General features: G+C 60.5%; 19 protein-coding genes. 12 read left to right on the top strand and 7 right to left on the bottom strand.

Annotated elements, in window-relative coordinates; all coding sequences use genetic code 11:
* Nucleotides 1-831: 831 nt before the first annotated feature.
* Nucleotides 832-1,173, bottom strand: a complete 342-nt coding sequence (locus HDE78_RS02695; protein ID WP_179476951.1) for a hypothetical protein — start codon at nt 1,171-1,173, stop codon at nt 832-834.
* 304 nt (nt 1,174-1,477) lie between these two features.
* On the bottom strand, nt 1,478-2,638 hold the full coding sequence (locus HDE78_RS02690; protein ID WP_179476950.1) for a hypothetical protein: 1,161 nt from the start codon (nt 2,636-2,638) through the stop codon (nt 1,478-1,480).
* Between the two features lie 268 nt (nt 2,639-2,906).
* On the opposite strand from HDE78_RS02690, the gene HDE78_RS02685 reads away from it, so the two are divergent.
* Entirely contained in the window at nt 2,907-3,620 is a 714-nt protein-coding gene (locus tag HDE78_RS02685; protein WP_179476949.1) for a hypothetical protein, read from the top strand.
* 166 nt (nt 3,621-3,786) lie between these two features.
* Nucleotides 3,787-4,179: an SgcJ/EcaC family oxidoreductase gene (locus HDE78_RS02680; RefSeq protein WP_179476948.1), complete on the top strand. Its 393-nt coding sequence runs from the start codon at nt 3,787-3,789 to the stop codon at nt 4,177-4,179.
* A gap of 208 nt (nt 4,180-4,387) precedes the next feature.
* Here HDE78_RS02680 and HDE78_RS02675 read toward each other — a convergent pair whose 3' ends face one another.
* On the bottom strand, nt 4,388-4,672 hold the full coding sequence (locus HDE78_RS02675; protein ID WP_255457562.1) for an AraC family transcriptional regulator: 285 nt from the start codon (nt 4,670-4,672) through the stop codon (nt 4,388-4,390).
* Between HDE78_RS02675 and HDE78_RS21210 the strand changes: the two genes are divergently transcribed.
* The 7 genes from HDE78_RS21210 (at nt 4,652) to HDE78_RS02640 (ending at nt 11,830) form a co-directional block, all read left to right on the top strand.
* Nucleotides 4,652-5,479, top strand: coding sequence for an FtsX-like permease family protein (locus HDE78_RS21210; RefSeq protein ID WP_179476946.1), 828 nt, complete (start codon nt 4,652-4,654; stop codon nt 5,477-5,479). The two genes, HDE78_RS02675 and HDE78_RS21210, sit on opposite strands and share 21 nt — an antisense overlap.
* A 15-nt stretch (nt 5,480-5,494) precedes the next feature.
* The gene (locus tag HDE78_RS02665) at nt 5,495-6,724 is read left to right on the top strand and encodes an FtsX-like permease family protein (protein ID WP_345776018.1); all 1,230 of its coding nucleotides are present in this window, start codon (nt 5,495-5,497) and stop codon (nt 6,722-6,724) included.
* Nucleotides 6,725-6,821: 97 nt separating this feature from the next.
* Nucleotides 6,822-7,226: an ASCH domain-containing protein gene (locus tag HDE78_RS02660; RefSeq protein WP_218861931.1), complete on the top strand. Its 405-nt coding sequence runs from the start codon at nt 6,822-6,824 to the stop codon at nt 7,224-7,226.
* 99 nt (nt 7,227-7,325) lie between these two features.
* Entirely contained in the window at nt 7,326-8,444 is a 1,119-nt protein-coding gene (locus tag HDE78_RS02655; RefSeq protein ID WP_179476945.1) for a histidine kinase, read from the top strand.
* Complete coding sequence (locus tag HDE78_RS02650) at nt 8,441-9,181, top strand: LytTR family DNA-binding domain-containing protein (RefSeq protein ID WP_179476944.1); 741 nt, start codon at nt 8,441-8,443, stop codon at nt 9,179-9,181. Before HDE78_RS02655 ends, HDE78_RS02650 begins: the two co-directional genes overlap by 4 nt.
* Before the next feature lie 107 nt (nt 9,182-9,288).
* Nucleotides 9,289-10,596, top strand: coding sequence for an ABC transporter permease (locus HDE78_RS02645; protein ID WP_179476943.1), 1,308 nt, complete (start codon nt 9,289-9,291; stop codon nt 10,594-10,596).
* 1 nt (nt 10,597) lies between these two features.
* Complete coding sequence (locus HDE78_RS02640; RefSeq protein WP_179476942.1) at nt 10,598-11,830, top strand: FtsX-like permease family protein; 1,233 nt, start codon at nt 10,598-10,600, stop codon at nt 11,828-11,830.
* Nucleotides 11,831-11,940: 110 nt separating this feature from the next.
* Here HDE78_RS02640 and HDE78_RS02635 read toward each other — a convergent pair whose 3' ends face one another.
* Nucleotides 11,941-14,157: a penicillin acylase family protein gene (locus HDE78_RS02635; protein WP_179476941.1), complete on the bottom strand. Its 2,217-nt coding sequence runs from the start codon at nt 14,155-14,157 to the stop codon at nt 11,941-11,943.
* Nucleotides 14,158-14,507: 350 nt separating this feature from the next.
* On the opposite strand from HDE78_RS02635, the gene HDE78_RS02630 reads away from it, so the two are divergent.
* Nucleotides 14,508-14,861: a hypothetical protein gene (locus HDE78_RS02630; protein ID WP_179476940.1), complete on the top strand. Its 354-nt coding sequence runs from the start codon at nt 14,508-14,510 to the stop codon at nt 14,859-14,861.
* Nucleotides 14,862-14,919: 58 nt separating this feature from the next.
* Here the strand turns inward: HDE78_RS02630 and msrA are convergent, their stop codons facing one another.
* Nucleotides 14,920-15,426, bottom strand: coding sequence for a peptide-methionine (S)-S-oxide reductase MsrA (msrA, locus tag HDE78_RS02625; protein WP_179476939.1), 507 nt, complete (start codon nt 15,424-15,426; stop codon nt 14,920-14,922).
* 565 nt (nt 15,427-15,991) lie between these two features.
* Between msrA and HDE78_RS02620 the strand changes: the two genes are divergently transcribed.
* Complete coding sequence (locus HDE78_RS02620) at nt 15,992-16,981, top strand: phospholipase D-like domain-containing protein (protein ID WP_179476938.1); 990 nt, start codon at nt 15,992-15,994, stop codon at nt 16,979-16,981.
* A gap of 94 nt (nt 16,982-17,075) precedes the next feature.
* Here the strand turns inward: HDE78_RS02620 and HDE78_RS02615 are convergent, their stop codons facing one another.
* The gene (locus tag HDE78_RS02615) at nt 17,076-18,038 is read right to left on the bottom strand and encodes a GlxA family transcriptional regulator (RefSeq protein WP_184505492.1); all 963 of its coding nucleotides are present in this window, start codon (nt 18,036-18,038) and stop codon (nt 17,076-17,078) included.
* 124 nt (nt 18,039-18,162) lie between these two features.
* On the opposite strand from HDE78_RS02615, the gene HDE78_RS02610 reads away from it, so the two are divergent.
* Nucleotides 18,163-18,804, top strand: a complete 642-nt coding sequence (locus HDE78_RS02610; protein WP_179476936.1) for an HD domain-containing protein — start codon at nt 18,163-18,165, stop codon at nt 18,802-18,804.
* 52 nt (nt 18,805-18,856) lie between these two features.
* On the opposite strand, the gene HDE78_RS02605 is transcribed toward HDE78_RS02610, so the two are convergent.
* Complete coding sequence (locus HDE78_RS02605; RefSeq protein WP_255457561.1) at nt 18,857-19,360, bottom strand: gluconokinase; 504 nt, start codon at nt 19,358-19,360, stop codon at nt 18,857-18,859.
* Nucleotides 19,361-19,430: the final 70 nt, after the last annotated feature.

Below are 19,430 nucleotides of genomic sequence, written 5' to 3'. Positions count from 1 at the left end.
CGTTGCCGCGACGACCCCAAACCGTAAAAAATACATCTAAATCATAGGTTCTTCGTACTCCTAAGTGTTGCCTTGAGGGGGGACTACTTACGTTTTTGGGCCGGGCAAACAGCTCCTGATACGATCACGCCGCGAAAGTGACCAACAAGCTCGAAAAAGTATTTCAGCAGGGTTATCCGGCAATGCGGGCGCGGCGAGCCTGCGGAGGTTCCGAGACACGACAGCTTGGCCAGTCGTATGTGTGGCGACTTGGGGCACCCTGTCTAGAAGTCACTGCCGCGGGCTTGACCCGTTCGTTATACGCCGGGGTTAGCTGCCTTGGCTTGCTTAAGCCCAGCTCACGGAGAACTTCGTGTGTGTAGGCTTCCCATCGGAATCTTTGTGCTGACGGCGCGCGTAGGTCCGAATCTCGAGGCGCTCGAAAGGTTCGATCATCGATCGCCGCGACCTTCGTGCGCTTCGCGGCGATATGCCAGACGCGATCACGCTTCGTTCGTGCGTGTCGGAAGCGGCAGGCATGGAATCATCGGGGATAAACTATGTCTGACGGGCGTGGCCAAACCTTGACGGATGTCCATCAAGTTTGTCCCCGCTGGCACGCTTGGAAATCAGGCCTGCGCGTAGCCTGCAGCAGTTTCGAATCCCGCTCCGTCCGCCAGTTCTGCATATACTTCCTCTGAAGTATGAGGCTCTTTTGTTGCCTGCAATTTTTCGTCATTACGCGGTATTTCGCTTGCGAGCAGACGGCTACTGGTTACGACCAGCTTTCGGCGAGTGCGAAGCGCCGCCGGTTGCTCCGGGCAACCAAGTTCGCAGAGCTGCATGGAATCGTCAGGGACAAACTATGTCAGACCAGCGTGGCCAAACTATGGTGGATCGCGCATATACCGTCTCCCGGTAATAAAGCAGGTCGGCGATGGCGTTGCAGGTAAATCCGGCGAGCAGCCAGTACCAGGTAGCGGGAGGGCGATAGCGCAGGGTAAATACCCAGGTCAGCGCGATCGCCACGGCCGCAAGCACACAATAGAGTCCCCAGCGCTGGTTTCCGTTCAGAGGCCACCAGGCGTACGGCAGGGCGAAAGCCAGAATCAGGCCCACAAACAACCACGCCAGCCGACGGCTGCCGCCACGGCGGGGTGCGGTTGTGGAGCCACTGGGCGGACGTCCATCCATGGCTGCACTGTAGCCCAGCAGCGACGCCTCGGCGCCATCTTTACTTAGTCATGCGCTGCGCAACGGGCGGCGTTCGGGCCGCTGCCACGCCGCGTTCTACCGAACCCGCTTGTCGATGTTCGACAATGGCGTAACCCCGAACAGGCATGCAATCCAATTGACTGGCGCTTGGATAGCTTGCTTCAAAATCAAAGGTGATCGCGCACGACGCTGCCGAGCTCGGCCTCTACTCCAATGTGGCGCTGAATCAGTATGGCTTCGCGGTGAATGTGGCGTGCTCGCTCAACCGAGCATGCAGCAACGGCTAGGGTGTACCGGCACTGCGTAATGCCGCCCTTGCGCGGCAAATAACACCGATGCATTCGCCCGTATTGAAGTCATAGATAGTCGAGTGGCCGGGGTCGCCACTGGGGCGCGGTACACCCTTGGGAACAAAAAAGGTCGCTGCATGCGTGCCATAAAGTCCTTTTGGCAGGGTATAGGCTTTGAGGACCACGTAGCCGTTCATCACAAACAGACGGCGTTTTGGGCTGCCGTTGGCGTTGGGCGGCAAATCGTCGTCGTCCGAGGACGGATGTTTTGCGGCCAGCCACGCGTCGGCGTCGGCGTCGGAGGCTGGACGCAGATAGCCCGCCTGTGTCGCTTCGGCGAGAGCCGGTGGTCCGGCCCAATCCGACTTGGGGATCTGGAACGATGCCGGCTGTCTCGCCGAATCGTCGGTGACCAGCGACACATGGGCCGGCAGCGGTTCGCCAGCCACGACCTTGCCGTCTTTCACCGGGTAAAGCATGTCGACCGGCTGGCCGAACACCTGACGTGAAACCGGGTTGACGCCGTTTTCCCTGTCCAGCGGTGACAGGAAGCTGCTGCATGCGTCTTTGCCGGTCCCGCTGATGCTGCGTACGGCGACGTCTGGCGATAGACCGTTGAGAATCTGTTGGCCGTACCCGCCAGCGATCACGGCAATGACATGTGTTCCCCGCGTCCAGCCGATATTCCAGATGGTGGGCGCATGGTTGCCCAGTATCAGCACGACGGGAGTCGATGGTTCGTTGACCGCGACATCTGCCTGCGTCGCCATTTCGCCGCTTTGATCAATTTGGAAATCCTGTTTGATACCGCTTCCCTGCAGCGCAAAGATCTTTATACGTTTTGGAAGGTGCAGATTTATAAATCCACAACTTGCCGAAATGGAGGGCATCAGATCCGGCCGGCGGATGTCGCTACCAAAAGCAAACGGTTTGGTCGATCCGCCGTGCGACGCATGAGAAAAAAACGGCGGTGGCTGTGGCGGCGGCAAGGGTGGTGGCTGTGGCGGCGGAGCAGGTAGGGCTGTCGAGCCTGATGCTGGTGCCACTTGTGGAGAAGCTGTTTCCCCCGCCGCGTCATGGGCGCTCGACACATAGGTGGCGCCGATTGCGGCAAGCATCGCCCACTGGGCAGCACTGAAGAATGACTTTTTCATGTGCGGATTTCCTTGTCCCATGACCATTGAAAGCTGATGTTGCGCTGACAGTCTAACCAGCGCGGAACGATGGCGCATCGGAAAAATCGGTCAGGGCGCACGTTTTGCCTAAGAGCCGAATAGAGAATAATCTCGCGACAATGGCCTAAAGCCCCAAGGGCTTTGGACGGCTTGAGAAGGGGAAGTCATGCGCAAAGTAATGATCGCCGTCGTCTTGCTGGTGGCGGCGATGGCTGCCGGTTGCAATCAGTCGGACATGATGAAGGCGATGGTGCCGCCGGCCGATCAACAGACGGCTACGCACTATATCGATCTGTTGCGGCAGCATCAGTTTGATCCGATCGAGAAGGATATTGATCCATCGATCCGGCCGCCCAACATGCATGATGTACTGGTGCACATGGCCGCTGAAATGCCGCCGCAGAATCCGGTATCAGTGAAGGTCATCGGTTTCAACCGATCCATCGTCAATGGTGTCGGCAGCACCAACGTCACGTTCGAATATCAGTATCCGGATCGCTGGCTGATGGCCAATGTCGCGATCAAGAAAGCGAATGGCGTCAGCACGATTATCGGTTTGAACGTCAATCCGCTGCCACAGTCGCTGGAGGCATCCCATCAGTTCACGCTCGGCGGGAAAACGGCTGTCTATTACGGCGTGCTGGCGCTGGCTGCGCTGGCCGTTATCGTTACATTTTTTGCCCTGGTGCTTTGCGTACGAACACGCATCGCCAAGCGGAAGTGGCTGTGGATCATTTTTATCCTTGTCGGCTTCGGCAAGTTTTCGTTGAACTGGACCACCGGTCACTGGGTTTTCATGCTGCTATCGATACAGCTGTTCAGCGCTTCGGCGTTTTCCCAGATGTATGGGCCATGGATAGTCTCGGTGTCTTTTCCGCTGGGTGCGGTCTGTTTTTTGGTGCGTCGGAAACATCTCATCGCTCATTCAATTCCGCCGGCGTTGCAACAAGCCCGCCGATAGTTGTCGGGTGGAGTGGGCTAGGTAGACGTTGCGGGTGATTTTATTTAGATAGCCGGAGAACAGGATGGCAGCAGCGAGATTTCTAATCAGGGTCGTTTTTATATCGTTCGCAGCAGTGGTTTCCCTGCCGGTTTTTGCTGGCGAGGCGACGAGCGTGCAGACGGCCATGGGCTCTGATACCACCGCCATCAAGCAAGTGATGGCACAGCAGCAGGCAGCCTGGAATCGCGGCGACGTCGACGATTTCATGCAGGGTTACAAGGATGCCTCCGATACCACCTTTGTCGGTTCCAGCGTCCGCAAGGGCTATCGCGACATTCTCGCCAGCTACCGCCAGCACTATGCGACCAGGGCGCAGATGGGGCGCCTTACGTTTTCGGCTATCGACGTGCGGCTGTTGCCCGGCGCCGACGGCGTGGTGCGCTACGCCGCCGTCACCGGCCGTTTCCACCTCGATCGCAGCGCCCACGGCGAAGTGACCAAGGACGACGGCGTGTTCTCGCTGCTGTGGGAAAGGACGCCAGGCGGCTGGAAGATCATCCTCGATCACAGCAGTTGACTTGCAGTGAGCGGCTGTTCGCTGAGTTGCACGATGCCGGTCGTCAGATGGTCGATGAAAAATTTACCCGCGATGAGTTTTGTGGATACGGGCCGAGAATCGGAAAAAGCGCCAACGCTGCAATCGGCATTCAGCTTTGACGATCAGACAACCTACCGCCAAAGCTATTGGCTAGGCACGGCATCCTCGATCGTCCGCGATAGCGCCGTCAGTGCGATGAAACATAGGCCGATGGCGCGGCGGGGGGCGGCAGCGCGAAACGGCGTTTCATTCGCTCGACCTCATCCACCGGCGTGCGGCCGAAAAGGCGTTTGAATTCACGACTGAACTGCGAGCTGCTTTCGTAGCCGACCTTGGCACACGCGGCAGCCGCGGTCAGTCCGTTGCGCATCATCAGCAGGCGCGCCTGATGCAGGCGCGTGGATTTCAGGTACTGCATCGGCGAGGTGTTGGTAACGGCACGAAAGTGCGCGTGAAAGCTGGGCACGCTCATCGACGCCTCGCTGGCGAGATCTTCCACCGCCAGCCGTTTCGCATAGCTGCGGTGGATTTTCCGTATGGCTTTGGCGACCTTGCCGAACGGCCCCTGCATGGCGAGCGCGGCGCGCAGCGTTCCACCCTGTATGTGTCATATAACCGCGCACTCGATTTGCAAACCGCGACGACCGGTTACAGCTGCGGGTCCGTTAACGACGGTACCGATTGGAACAGTTGGTTGCACGGCGAGTGCGTGTGGCTGAAGGTGTGGGTCGAATTGGCTGGGCCAAAACAAGTGGCTGACTATCGCCAGTTTCTCACCGCATACGCTGCTCTGCAGCAGCACGAAGGGCGCTTTCAATGGACACCGAACGTGCGCTTGTACGATGTGAACGCATACCTCGATGTCAACCAGGTGGTGCCCCCGGAGGCCAGCGTCTCATTGCTGGTGGCAGTCAGCTTTTTCGTTATCTGCATCGTCAATACGATTGGCCTGCTTTTGGCAAAATTCATGCGACGTTCGGCTGAAATCGCGGTACGTCGTGCGCTAGGCGCCTCGCGTATCGCCATCTATTGTCAGTATCTGGTTGAAGCTGGCACGGTAGGTTTGGCGGGTGGCTTGCTGGGTCTGATCCTTACTTACGCAGGCATGTTCGGCCTCGGGCTGTTGTTCAAACCAGAGATTGCTCGGTTGGCGCACGTGGATTTCGCGCTGATCGGGTTAACCCTTGGGACCGCTGTCTTGGCAACTGTAGTGGCGGCCTTTTATCCAACCTGGCGGGCGTCCCGCGTGCAGCCGGCATGGCAGCTGAAGTCGAACTAAGCAGGGAATCGACGCGTGCAAATCAAACCCATACTTGTTGCACTCCGCAGGCATAAGGCCGGAACCGTGCTGATTGCCATGCAGATCGCGCTGACGCTGGCCATCGTATGCAATGGCCTTTTCATCATTCAGCAAAGGCTACAGCGCGTGCATCGCCCAAGTGGGATAGAAGAGACCAACCTTTTTGCAATTGAAAACCAATGGGTGGACAAATCGTCGACGCAGCGTACCGATGCGCAAATTCAGGCGGACCTGATCGCTTTGCGGCACTTACCGAGTGTGCAGGACGCGTCGCAGGTCAATAGCTACCCGCTCAGCGGAGAGGGCTGGACGAGTTCTTTTTCGCTGACGGCAGAACAGAGCCAGGGCAACGCCGATATCGCTCGCTACTTTGCGGATGACCACACGCTGGCAGCCCTTGGCGTCAAGCTGATCGCGGGACGGAACTTCCATCCTGACGAGATCACCGACATGACCAACAACGGAGCGATCGCGCCGGCTGAAGTCATCCTTTCCAGGGCGCTGGCAGAACAAGTTTTCCGGAATCAGTCTGCATTGGGCAAAAAGGTCTATGTGACGATGCATGGCGAGCCTGGTGTGGTTATTGGAGTAACCGATACGCTGCAAGGCCCTTTCGCGCAGAGCCCGGACAGCAGGGCATACAACGCGGTGCTGCTGCCTGCCAGACTGATTCAGGATCGCAGCATCTACCTGGTGCGCGCCAGGCCACGCGAGTTGGCCGACGCCATGCGTGAGGCACCCAAGGCGTTGTTCGCGCAAAGCCGATTGCGAATCATCGACCCCGAGCGCGGTGTGCGGAGCTTTGCGCAGGTTCGCGCAAAATCATATGAAGCAGATCGTGGCATGGCGGCTCTGATGGGCATCATTTGCGCCGTGTTGCTGGTCATTACTGCCGCCGGCATAGTCGGGTTGACGAGCTTCTGGGTCGCTCAACGGCGTAAGCAAATCGGCGTGCGCCGCGCGCTTGGAGCGAGAAAAGGCGACATTCTCTCGTATTTCCTTACTGAGAATTTCCTGATCAGCGCAGCCGGCGTGATGGTCGGTTCGGTGTTGGCCATGGGCATGAGTTGGTGGCTGGTGCGGCACTTCGAAATGAGACTGCTGCCCATCGATTTCGTGTTGGCTGGCGTGCTGATGCTTCTGCTGCTCGGCCAAGCAGCGACCCTGGCTCCGGCGCTGCGTGCTTCGCGTGTGCCTCCGGTAGAAGCGACGCGTTCGATATGACACTCAATCCGGCGACACGTGGCTATCGAGGCGATTTAAGCGTCAAGACATCCGGTTAATCTCTGCATGCGGCTTTGGCTCAATTCATGAGGGAAATATGGAACGGAGAAAGAGGCTGACTTTCTGGAGCGCGCATGAGGACGACGACAGTCTTCCCGTCAGCGTGATGGAAGGTCGCAAGACCGTGACTTCGGAAACGGTCGAAGAATATTACAAGCCTTACGGTGAACATGGCGACGGCAGCTACGAGCCCGGCGATCTCATTGAGGTCTACGATCCGAAGCGGGTCCTGCGCTGCATCATCCGGGCGACCAAGGTCTATCGGATAGAGTTCGGCAACGTTCCGGAAGAAGTGTGGCGTGGCGAGACGTTCTCGAGTGCCGAAGAGTTTCGGCAATGCCATATTCGTTGTATGCCCCATGTGGATTTGCACGATTGCTTCGAGTTGGTCACCTTGCATTTTGAGTTGGTCGAAATCATCGCCAGACACGCTTCTAGCTGACGACGTTTCATACCCTGACCGCGGCCGTTCGCCCCGCTCAGGTCCCGCTTGCCACATGGGCGACGTCGGTCGCCGCAGGTGCGGCTAAACTCGATCGCCATGAACGTGTCATCCCGCCAGCAGCCGGTAAGCGCCCACGCCGATGACGGCGCGGCGTTTCCGCTCAAGACCGTGTCCACGTTTTGGGCATTGTGGGCAGCGTTCTGGCTGCTCATGATCGGTGTCGCCATCGAGGATCAGCTCCGTAATCCGCTCACGCAGTGGTGGGAGCCGATCCTGACGGAAGGGAGTTCGGCGCTGGTCTCGACCGGATGGATGTGGCTTGCCGTCCGGTTTCGTGGGCGCCGTGCGCCGCCTCTGGACAAGCCCTTGATCTGGTTTGCCAGGTATCTGCGATGGTTGCCGCTGGTCTGCATCACCTGGATTATGGCGGTTTACGCGATACGGTATGGCGTCTACGCCGCCGTGGGTCGTACCTACGAACCCTCGGGCCGGTGGGGATTCATTGTCGTGTATGAGAGCCTCAAAGTGACGTACAACTCGGGCCTGTGGCTCGGGGTGCTGTTCGGTATCGATTCCTATGGACAGTGGCAATTTCAATGGCAACGTTTGCTACAAACGCAGAAAGCGCTGGCCGAGGCGCAGCTTGCACGGCTCCAGGGCCAGCTGCGGCCACATTTCCTGTTCAACGCGCTCAACACCGTCTCGGCGCTGATGCATACGGACGTGGCGCGAGCCGACCGTTTGGTGGCCGCTCTGGGAGATCTGCTGCGTATCAGTCTTCGGTCCAATGAGCATGAGATGACACCACTCGCCGAAGAACTGCGCACGCTCGAGCTGTATGCCGACATCATGCTCGAACGGTTCCGGGATCGCGTCACGGTGGACTGGCAGATCGATCAGGCTCTGCTTGACACACCCATTCCGGCACTGGTGTTGCAGCCCTTGCTTGAGAACGTATTTAAGCACGGCGTCGAGCCCACGGTGGCGCACGTGTCCATCATTGTCAGTGTCCGGCGCGAAAGCGACGCACTGGAAATCGTCATTAGCAACTCGGGCTCCATGCTGGTGCCGGAGCAACGTGACGGAGTGGGATTTCGCAACGGCCGGGAGCGACTCGGCATCATTTATGGCAGTAAGGCATCCCTGCTGGTCCGCAACGAGGGCGACGGCGTTGCCGCGCGCGTATTGATACCGCTGATGGACACCATTCAATGATCCGCGCCGTGATCGCCGATGACGAGGCGCCAGCCCGCGAGAAGCTCGAACGCTGGGTGGCCGAACAGCCGGGTATGACCGTGGCCGGATCGGCCGAAGACGGATTGTCCGCGGCGCAGTGCATCGAACAGCTCCGCCCGGACGTGGCCTTTCTCGATGTCCAGATGCCGACCTTGTCGGGACTCCAGGTCGCAGCGCAGCTTGAGCCGTCGAGTGCACCGCTCATCGTGTTCGTGACTGCATTCGACCAGCATGCGGTGAAGGCGTTCGAGCTCAATGCTGTCGACTATCTGCTCAAGCCTTATGACATGGATCGTTTTGCGCAAACCGTGCAGCGCGTCAGGGATCGGCTGAACGCCCATGAATCCGGCGCTCCAGCGGTAGCGATTGGGCGAGCACGGGCGCCTTCTTGCGAGCGCTTGCTCGTACCGGACGGCGAGCGCTTACAGCTGATCGATGCAGCATCCATCGAATGGCTTGAAGCCGACGACAACTACGTCCACGTGCACACGGCTGCGCGCAACTACCTGCTGCGCAGGACGCTGCAGGATCTGCTGTCCCAACTGGGGGAACAGCGCTTCGTACGGATCCACAAGTCGACAGCTGTGAACCTCGGTTCTGTCGCATCGCTCACCCCCCTCTTTAAGGGTGACTACGAAATGCACCTGCACAGTGGCCGCGTACTCCGACTCAGCCGACGGTATCGCGTAGCGATATTCGCCCGCATGGGGCAATAGTTCCCCCTCGCCACGCCGACGTCTCCATTCACCCCAAATCTGCTGCCAGCTGATTGGCGGCGGATCAAGCTCCTGCTTGTAAAAGCGGAAGTGAATGGAGGAGAGGAATGCTCGGCTATTACTTTGATCTCGCCTTGCGCAGTCTCAGACGCAACAAAGTTCTTACCGCGCTGATGGTGTTGGCGATTGCGCTGGGCATCGGCGCCAGCATGACTACGCTGACCGTACTGCATGTGCTGTCCGGTGATCCGTTGCCAGGTCGCAGCAGCACGTTGTATTACGCGCAGGTCGATCCGCGCGACATGAACGGCTATCTGCCTGGCAAGTCGCAACCGATGTATCAGGTGAGCTGGATCGACGGCATGAACCTGCTGCGTGCGAAACGCGCGGATCGTCAGGCGCTGATGACCGGCGGCCTGGTGGTTGTGCAGCGGCACAACACGATGCTCGATCCGTTCTACGAAGCGGCGCGTTACACCACCGGCGATTTCTTTCCGATGTTCGGCGTGCCGTTGGAATACGGACACGCATGGAGCGCGTCGGACGACGAAGCGCATGCACGCGTGGCGGTGATCAGCGCCACGCTCAACGGCAAGCTGTTCGGTGGCACGGACAGCACGGGCCAGACGCTGCGCCTGTCCGGTGCCGAGTTTCGCATCGTCGGCGTGCTCGGCAACTGGCATCCCAATCCACAGTTCTACGACCTCCTTCGCAAGAGTTATGACGAAAACGAAGGGGTCTACGTGCCGCTGTCCAGCTCGCAGGATGTGGGCATGCATCACGACGGCAGCGTCGACTGCTGGGGCAAGGGGGGTACCGGCATCAATCCGGATCATGCTTCGCGCTGCGCCTGGCTGCAGTTCTGGGTGCAACTGGATAAGCCAGCTGAGGCGGCCGCATACAAGACGTTCCTCATCCATTACTCGGAGCAGCAAAAAGCGCTCGGCCGTTTCCAGCGGCCGCCTAATGTCCAGCTGCGCGATGTCATGCAGTGGCTGGACTACAACCAGGTGGTACCGGATGACGTGCGCCTGCAGACCTGGCTGGCATTCGGCTTTTTGCTGGTGTGTCTGGTCAATACCGTGGGCTTGATGCTGGCCAAGTTCATGCGCCGTGCCGGCGAGCTGGGCGTGCGCCGCGCGCTGGGCGCATCGAAACGCTCGCTGTTCGCGCAGCTGCTGGTGGAGTCGGGTGTGGTTGGTCTTGCCGGAGGCATCGGTGGGCTGCTGCTGGCCTTGCTCGGACTGTGGCTGGTGCGTCGACAGCCAGCGGAGTACGCGCCGTTGGCGCATCTGGATCCGGCGATGCTGCTGGCCACCTTCCTGCTGGCGCTGGGCGCAAGCCTGTTGGCCGGTCTGCTGCCGGCCTGGCGTGCCTGCCAGATCGCGCCCGCCCTGCAACTGAAGAGTAATTGACATGGACATCCTGCCGATTCTTTCCACCCTGCGCCGGCACAAGCTCACCGCATGGCTGCTGGCTCTGGAGATCGCGCTGACCTGTGCCATCGTCTGCAACGCGGTATTCCTGATCGGCCAGCGGCTGCAGCGTATGGACGTGCCCAGCGGCATTGCCGAGCACGAGCTGGTGCAGATCCAGTTGGGATACATCGGCGATACCCCCGATGCCAAGGCGCAGACGCAGAACGACGTGGCGGCGCTGCAACAGATGCCTGGCGTCAAGCAGGTGGGGCTGGATCGCTACCTGCCGTTCTCACTCGATGGCTCGTCCAATACCGGCATCAAGCTAGATCCTCAGCAGCAACAGAACACGCTTGATGCAGGTCAGTATTTAGGCCAGAACCTGCTGCCTACACTGGGCGTGCGCTTGGTGGCCGGACGCAATTTCGAGCCCGGCGAATACGTCGATTTCGATACGGCGGTAGCCGCCTTGAACAATGGCGACATGAAGGGTCTGCCACAGACCATGATCATCACGCAGGCTATTGCCGAGCGGTTGTGGCCCGGACAGGAAGCGTTGGGCAAGACGCTCTACACGGAAAGCGGCATTCCATTTCGCGTGATCGGCGTCATAGCCGTTCTGGCGCGCCAGAACAACCTGCAGCAGGGTGCGCAGTACAGCACGTATTGGCCGATTCGCATGACCTCGGCCGATGGTGCGAGCTACTTCATCCGCTGCGCGCCGCAGCATAGAGAATCAGTGCTGAAAGCGGCGGTGGCCAAGCTCAAACAGCTCAATCCCAATCGTGTCGTATTGAAGGCGCGTACATACGATCATGCGCGCCGTGCGTTTTTCGCCAACGACCGCGCCATGGCCGGCATGCTGGTGGGTGTCATCGTGGCACTGCTCATCGTCACTGCGCTCGGCATCGTCGGCCTGGCGAGTTTCTGGGTGGCACAGCGGCGCCGCATGATCGGCGTGCGCCGCGCGCTGGGCGCCACCCGCGGCGACATCCTGCACTATTTCCAGACTGAGAACTTCCTCCTGGCCACGATCGGTATCGCGCTCGGCATGGTGCTGGCCTACGGCGTCAACCTTTTCCTGATGATGCACTACGAATTGCCGCGGCTGCCTGCGATCTATTTCCCGGTCGGCGCGATCGCGCTGTGGTCGATCGGCCAGCTCGCCGTGCTGGGACCGGCGCTGCGCGCCGCCGCCGTGCCGCCGGTTGTGGCGACGAGGAGCGTTTGACCTTCGTCCGCTATCTAGTTGGCAGTCGAGACGGCGACCGATCGCGCCTGGCGGATGTCTGCTTTTTGCGCTGGCAGTGTGCTTATCGGGAACAGGCTCTAAGCCAGCGCTTATGACCCCGGGTGATACACCCGCTCGATATGACCCTGCAGTTCTTCCGGCCAGAAATAGACGGTGCGCAGGTTGCCGGTGCTGTAGCGTTCGGCTTCGTCGTTGAAGTGCGGTGAGTCCGGGTGGCCGCTTTCGCCGCCGGCGGTGATGGCGCGGGCGTGCACCTTGGGGCCGAACTCCACCACGGCGACGAAGCTGTTTCCGCTGGTGCCGTAATAGCGCTTTGTGCCCGGCCAGAGGTGCGCGCCAAACGAGGCGAGGGAGCCCCAGCGCGAGGAGACGAACGGTACTGGAATACTCGGCTTGTTGTCATTGAATGGCTGCTCGATATCGCCGGTGAGGCGCTGGAAGCGGTTGATCTCGCCCCACGGCGTGCCCCAGCTGCCGAAATCTTTTTCCAGCCGGTCGGAGGCTTCGACCAGCGCCTGCAGGCGCGCTGCGGGTCCGGCTTTCTCGGCCATATAGTCGTAGATCGACAAGCCCTCGGCGGTATCGGCCTTGCTGACCGAATCCCACAGGGTGTCGCCCCAGAACACCGCCAGCGAGGTCGGTATCGAGGTGATGCCCCAGCGATAGTCCCAGTGGCGCAGCAGGGCGATCTGGCTGGCGAGTTTTGTTTTCAGCGGATCGCTGGCGGGCAGCGCGTCGTAGTCGGCCACGAGGATCGGTATCTGCCGAGCGAATGCCGGCAGGTACGAATCGAAGGCAGTGCCGATCAGCGACGCCAGGGTGAAGTCGCGCTGGCCGGTGAGCAGGGTGGTGGCGTGGATGCCTCGCGGGTTTTCGCCGACGCTGTCCATGTAGCGCGGGTAGTCGGCCTGCTTCGGGCTGTAAGGCCCCGCGGCGGAGTAGGGCCAGTCGTTGGTGTTGAAGATCCAGCCGTTCGGCGGATTGAGCAGGTGCGGCGCGGCGTCGAGTGGCAGCAGGCCTTTCCAGTCGGTATCGGGATCGCTGCCGTCGACCGGCTTGGTGTAATCGAAGCGGTTATCGCGCCGTGGGATGAACTGCGGATGCAGGTACGCGATCTCGCCCTTGTCGTCGGCGAAGATGGTGTTGTTGGACGAGTTGGCCTTCAGCTCCGCAACCTTCATATAGCTCACGTAATCGCTGGCCTTGGTACGCAACCAGCTTTGTTCGAGCGCCTCGATCGGCTTGTTCATCAGCGCGATGGCGATCCACTTGCCGTCGGCGGCCCGCACGATCGGGCCGTGATGCGTGGCGTAGACGGTGAAGCGGCGTTCGGCCATCGAGCCGTTCTTCGCCCGATACGGCACGGTGATGGTTTTGCTGGTCACTGGCCGCAGCTCGCTGCCGTAGCGATAGAACAGCTTGCCGTCCTCGTGCACGACGGTCTCGGCAAATTCGTCGACCACGTCGGCGCCAGTCGAGGTGTGCATCCAGCCGATGTGCGGATTGAAGCCCTGGTAGATGAAGAACTGGCCCCAGGTCACGGCGCCGTAGGCATCGAGCCCGGCATCGCTGCTCATCTGCAGTTCGGAGCGGAAGAAGAACGACGTGTGCGGGTTGATCAGCAGCAGCGCGTGCCCGTCGACGGTGAGCTTGGGCGCAATCGCAATGCCATTGGATCCGGTCGGTTCGCTCCAGCTCGAGGGCGGATCGACGCGCGCCAGCGCGGCCGGATTCCGGCCGTAAAACGCTTCCAGCGGGTTCAGCGCCGCGCGCTCGATATCGCCGCCGATGCTGCCTTCGCTGAAGCTCAGCGCCATCCACGGCTCGAAGTGTCGGATGACGCGCGGATGCACATCGGGATGCTCGGCCAGGTAATCGTTGAGGCCGTCCGCCCAACTGTTCATCAGCGCCTGCAGCCAGCGCGGGCTTTTTGCGTACATCGCCTTCAGCGCGACCGGGTCGATAAACAGCTTCATCCGCAGGTCCTGCCAGATCGCCGACTCGCCTTCGGCCTCGGCGAGCCGGCCCATCGCGTTGAGATAGTTGGTTTCGACGCGGTTGAAATCGTCCTCGGCCTGCGCATAGGCCATGCCGAAGACGGCGTCGGCATCGGTTTTGCCGTGCACGTGGGCAATGCCCCAGTCGTCGCGGGTGATGGTGACGTCGCGCGCCTCGCGCTGCCATCGCGCCGTCTCGTAAGTAACGTCGGTAGCGAATGCCTGCAATGACAGCGCTAAGGTCAACGCGGCAGCAAAAGGCAGCAGTCGCTGCCGATAGCGAACGTATTTCGATGGACTCACAGGCATCAGCTTTTCCGTCCCCTAAACCGGATCACAGCCTGCACTTTACCGAGGTTGCGCTGCCGTGGGGCAAAGCATCACGCGATGCCGGCCGGCTTGCCGCGTAACGAGATGGTGTGTGACCGAGGCGAAGTCGATCGCGAGACGTTGCCCACTAAATATCGATGCGAGTCGCGCGCTGATCACTCAAGCGAGGACGGATTATCCAGGCGTTGACGGAACACGACATGACGCAGGCGTTATTGACCTTATCTCTTCGTTCGCTGAATCGCCGACCCCGCTGCGACGGGCCATGATGAAACTATTGCCCGTGTTCCGCGTTCCATCACGGAGTCGTTCATCAGCGAAGAAGCCCCATGAGTTTTCTGGTCAACACGCCCCGCAAGTCCCAGCGTATCCGTCTGGATGAAAACATCTGTGTCCATATCTTCACCGCCTCCGCCGCCATGGTGGGCGTGTGTTTGACGGTGGTGGGCATCATTCGTGTAGTGATCTCCACGCACAAGTCCGACATGGTGGCCGAAGACCTGCTGGCAGTGAACGCGATGCTTTATCTAGCGTCCTGCTTGCTGTCCTACTGGGCCTTGCGCACCCGAAGCCTGACCCGCAACTATCGGCTCGAACGAATGGCCGACGTTATTTTTCTGATAGCTCTGACGCTTACTGCCGTCAATGCGGCTTACATCACCTGGGCGATGTCGCTGCATTGATTGAGCGAGCCGCCGCGTGCGCGAGTGACGTCGTGCACGCGGGTCGGTCTGCTTACCGTCAGGCGCGGCGCGGCAGCTTCCACTGCGGCCGGATGAAGTGGCAGGTGTAGCCGGTGGGATAGTGCTGCAGATAGTCCTGGTGCTCGGGCTCGGCTTCCCAGAAATCGCCGACCGGCGCCAGCTCGGTCACCGCCTTGCCCGGCCACAGGCCGGAAGCGTCGACGTCGGCGATGGTGTCCTCGGCGATGTCCTTCTGTTCCTCGTTGGCATAGAAGATCGCCGAGCGATAGCTCACGCCGCGATCGTTGCCCTGGCGGTTCGGCGTGCTGGGGTCGTGGATCTGGAAAAAGAATTCCAGCAGGGTGCGGTAGCTGATCACCTGCGGGTTGAAGATGATCTCGATCGCCTCGGCGTGCGTGCCGTGATTGCGATAGGTGGCGTTGGGCACATCGCCGCCGGAGTAGCCGACGCGGGTGGAGATCACGCCCGGCTGGCTGCGGATCAGCTCCTGCATGCCCCAGAAGCAGCCGCCGGCGAGAACGGCGCGTTCGGTTGTAGCGGTCATCGGTTGGCTCCTGTTTATGGTCGACATACGTTATGGCACAGATATGGGGGTGGGGTTCGATAGCCCAAGGGAGCGCGCACGCGTGGCTCCGTGATGGTGATGCGTTTTGCCCAATGGTGATCGCCTCAATCGAGGCTGCTATCGGAAATCGTTAGTCGCTGTTTCTGCGGGTCGTTGCTCCGAGCCTTTCATTTATGGCTCGACGGGCGAAAACTTGCGAGTCGATAACCTGGCGGCAAACACTCGCCAAACCCAAGTCCCATCGAAGCGGCAGTCGCAGCGCGCCCGGTGGCGCGGCAAGCTATTGCGGTGATCGGTGGGCTTTTGGCATGTATCGTTTTTAAACGTATAAACCTGCGTCGACGAACGGAAAGCCTAGCGTCACAAAAGAGGTCTTCAATAGCAGGCGGCTGTGGCGTCAGGCGTCTGCTGCAGGGGGAGCACTGGATTGTCCGGGCACCCGGGGTTCGCAGCGTGGGTAGTCAAGACCCATTACGCGGATCTCTTTCAACTTGCCAACCAAAAGGACTGACTTATGAAGAACCGTTGCGGATCGAACACCTCCATGAAAACCACCATTTGCGCCGCGCTCTTTTGTGCGGGCACCCTCGGCATGGCGAGCCAAAGCTTGGCCAGCACCACGGTGACGCAGACCTTGGTCACCGAGCCCGATCAGGGCCTCACGCCGATCTACAACCTGATCCAGTCGGCCAAGTCGAGCATCGACATGACCATGTACGAGCTGGTCGACACGCAGGCGCAAACGCTGCTCGATCAGGCCGCCGAGAACGGCATCAAGGTTCGCGTGATCCTCGATCAGAACCTGGAGAAGAGCAACAACACGGCGGCATATAACGACCTGACGTCGCACGGCGTGCAGGTGGTCTGGGCCTGGACCAAGTACGCCGCGACGCATCAGAAAACCATCACGGTCGATAACACGATCAGCGCGGTGATGACGCTCAACCTCACCAGCCGCTACTACAGCACCACGCGCGACTTCGCGGTGATCGAAAACGATCCGGCCGACGTCGCGGCGATCGAAAGCACGTTCAACGCCGACTTCGCTGCCCAGAGCATCACGCCACCCTTGGGCGACGACTTGGTGTGGAGCCCGACGGTATCGGCGACCGATCTGGTCAACATCATCAACGGCGCCAAGACCAGCCTGCTGGTCGAAAACGAAGAGATGAGCTACAGCGGCGTGGTGACCGCGCTGGAAAATGCGGCCAAGCGCGGCGTCGCGGTGACCGTCTGCATGACCAACGACGACAACGACTACGAGACGGAATTCGACGCCTTGACCAAGGCCGGGGTGAAAGTCAGCACCTATCCCGACAACGACACGGCGCTGTACATCCATGCCAAGGTCATCCTGGCCGACTACAACACCGCGAGCGCGAAGGCCTTCGTCGGTTCGGAGAATTTCTCGAGCGCGTCGTTGACCGAAAATCGCGAGCTGGGTTTGGTGACCACCAACGCAGCCATTCTGACCAAGCTCAACAGCACCATCACCAGCGATTATGCCGGCGGCACGCCCTGGACCAAGTCGTAAGCGATCGTCATGGCGTAGAGCACGGTGTACGAATACCGTGCTCTACGCGTTCGGCTAGGCTGAAAGTCCAGTCTTGGTCCGCATGACCGGTTGTTCAGTGCGCGTGCGATTTCCGATACTGCGCCGGGGAGATGCCGAACACTCGGCTGAAGGCTCGGCGAAAACTGTCCACGTCGGCAAAGCCGCATTGCGCGGCGACCTGCTTCGGCGCGCCGTGCTCACCTTCGAGCATTTCACGGGCGGCAGCCAGTCGTATGGTTTCCACCCAGACGCCGGGCGTCGTGCCCATTTCGTTGCGGAAAATGCGGGCGAAATGCCGCGGACTCATACGCAGCCGTGCAGCCAGAGCCGTCACGCAGTGGTCCTTCTCGGGGTTGGCGATGACCCATCGCTGCAGCTCTTGCAGTGAGGAACGGCCGGCCACTTCCAACTCGCCGCCGCGGCTGAATTGCGTTTGTCCACCCGGCCGGCGGAAAAACATCACCAGCTGCGAGGCGACCTGTTTCGCGACGGTGTGGCCCAGGTCTTCTTCCACCAGCGCCAATGCCAGGTCCATGCCGGCGGTGACGCCGGCGGAGGTGCGCAGGCGTCCGTCGCGCACGTGAATCGCATCGGCATCGACGATGACGTCCGGATAGGCGTGCGCCAGTTTCTCTGCCACCGCCCAATGCGTGGTGACCCGCTTGCGGTCGATCAGTCCGGCCGCCGCCAGCAGGAAGGCGCCGGTGCACACCGAGCCGAATCGCCGGGCATGCGGCGCATGGGCCTTGAGCCATCGCAGCGCAGCGTCGCCGAACGGCTTGTTGGCGGCGTGTGGCGACCCGGCGACAAGCAGCGTATGGATGGGCATTTTTTCTTTCCCACGGGCCACGCCGTCGGGAATCAGCCGCACGCCGGATGAACTGCGGATTTCACCGGGCTCGCTGGCGATGATGCGCAAGTCGTAAACCGGCCAGCCGGCCTGGACATTGGCTTCGGCAAAGACGTCCATCGGCCCGGACACATCCAGCAGCTGCACGCCGGGCATGGCCAGCAGAACGACTCGCTTTGGTTTCATCATCAGTGCCTCGCCGCCTGCGTGGCCGCCTCGAACCGATGATGGCAGAAATTGACGGCTTTGGTCGATTGAAGACAGATTGCTCCAAGCCTAGCCTGAAGCCTGGCCATCAAGGACAACGATCATGCAAACCACGATCAGCGGTATCCAGGTGCCGGACAGCGTTCTGGCGAGAGAAGTGACGGAGGTGGTTCGCGATACCGCTTCGGAGCTTATTTTCAATCATTCCAGCCGCGTTTATTATTTCGGGGCCATCGCGGCTCGACAGCGCGGCCTGTACGTCGATCCCGATCTGCTTTACGCGGGCGCCATGTTTCACGACATGGGCCTGACAGAAAAACACAGCAGCGTCCACGAGCGCTTCGAAGTGGACGGCGCCAACGCGGCGCGCGATTTTCTCCGGCGCCACGGTATCGCCGAGTCAGAGCTGGATATCGTCTGGACGGCTATCGCACTGCACACGACGCCAGGCATTGCGCAGCATATGCACCCGGTCGTGGCGCTGGTTACGGCGGGCGTCGAAATGGATGTGCTGGGACTGACTCACGCGCTTTATGCAGAAGAAGAGCGCCAAGCCGTGGTGGAGGCCTTTCCACGCAGCGAGCACTTCAAGGAGGACATCATTCAGGCGTTTTACGACGGCATCAAGCACAAGCCGGAAACAACCTTCGGCAACGTGAAAGCCGACGTGCTGGCCGATAAGGATCCGCACTTTGTGCGCGGAAATTTCTGCGACGTGATCCGCCAATCGCGCTGGGCGTCGTAGGCAACGTCTTGCGCTGAATCGGTATGCGCAGCGCAAGCATTACGGTGGCCCTTCAGTGATGGGCTCGTGCCGCCAACCAGCGCGATACTTCGTCGATCAGCGTAGCGATGGTCGCTTCCCCCGATACGGTCAACGCGTCTTCGTCGGGCGCCGGCTCCTCCAGCGTCTGCAGCTGGCTGTCGAGCAGGGAGGTGGGCATGAAATGATGGCGCTGGCGGGTGCGCCGCTCCAGTTCGCTGCGCGATACCTGGATATAGACAAAGCCCACGTCGGCGTCGGCCAGGCGCAGCCGATCGCGATAGCGGCGCTTGAGCGCAGAGCAGCTCACCACGCCCTGGCGATGATGTGCATGCTCGTCGCGTATCCATGCGGCGATACGATCCAGCCACGGCCAGCGGTCGTCGTCGTCCAAGGGGATGCCGGCGCTCATCTTGTCGATATTCGCCTGCGGATGCAGCACGTCGCCTTCCTGAAAATCCCAGCCGAACGCGTCGGCCAGCGATTGCCCAATGGTGGTCTTGCCGCAACCCGATACGCCCATGACGATGATGACCATGCCGCTCCTTTCGTTGATGACGCCGTGCTTGCAGCACGCCGACGCAAGTTTATCGCCTCGTTCGAGTCGA

Source organism: Rhodanobacter sp. K2T2 (genome assembly GCF_013408815.1).
GTDB lineage: Bacteria > Pseudomonadota > Gammaproteobacteria > Xanthomonadales > Rhodanobacteraceae > Rhodanobacter.
This window is presented reverse-complemented; position numbering and strand designations above follow the sequence as displayed.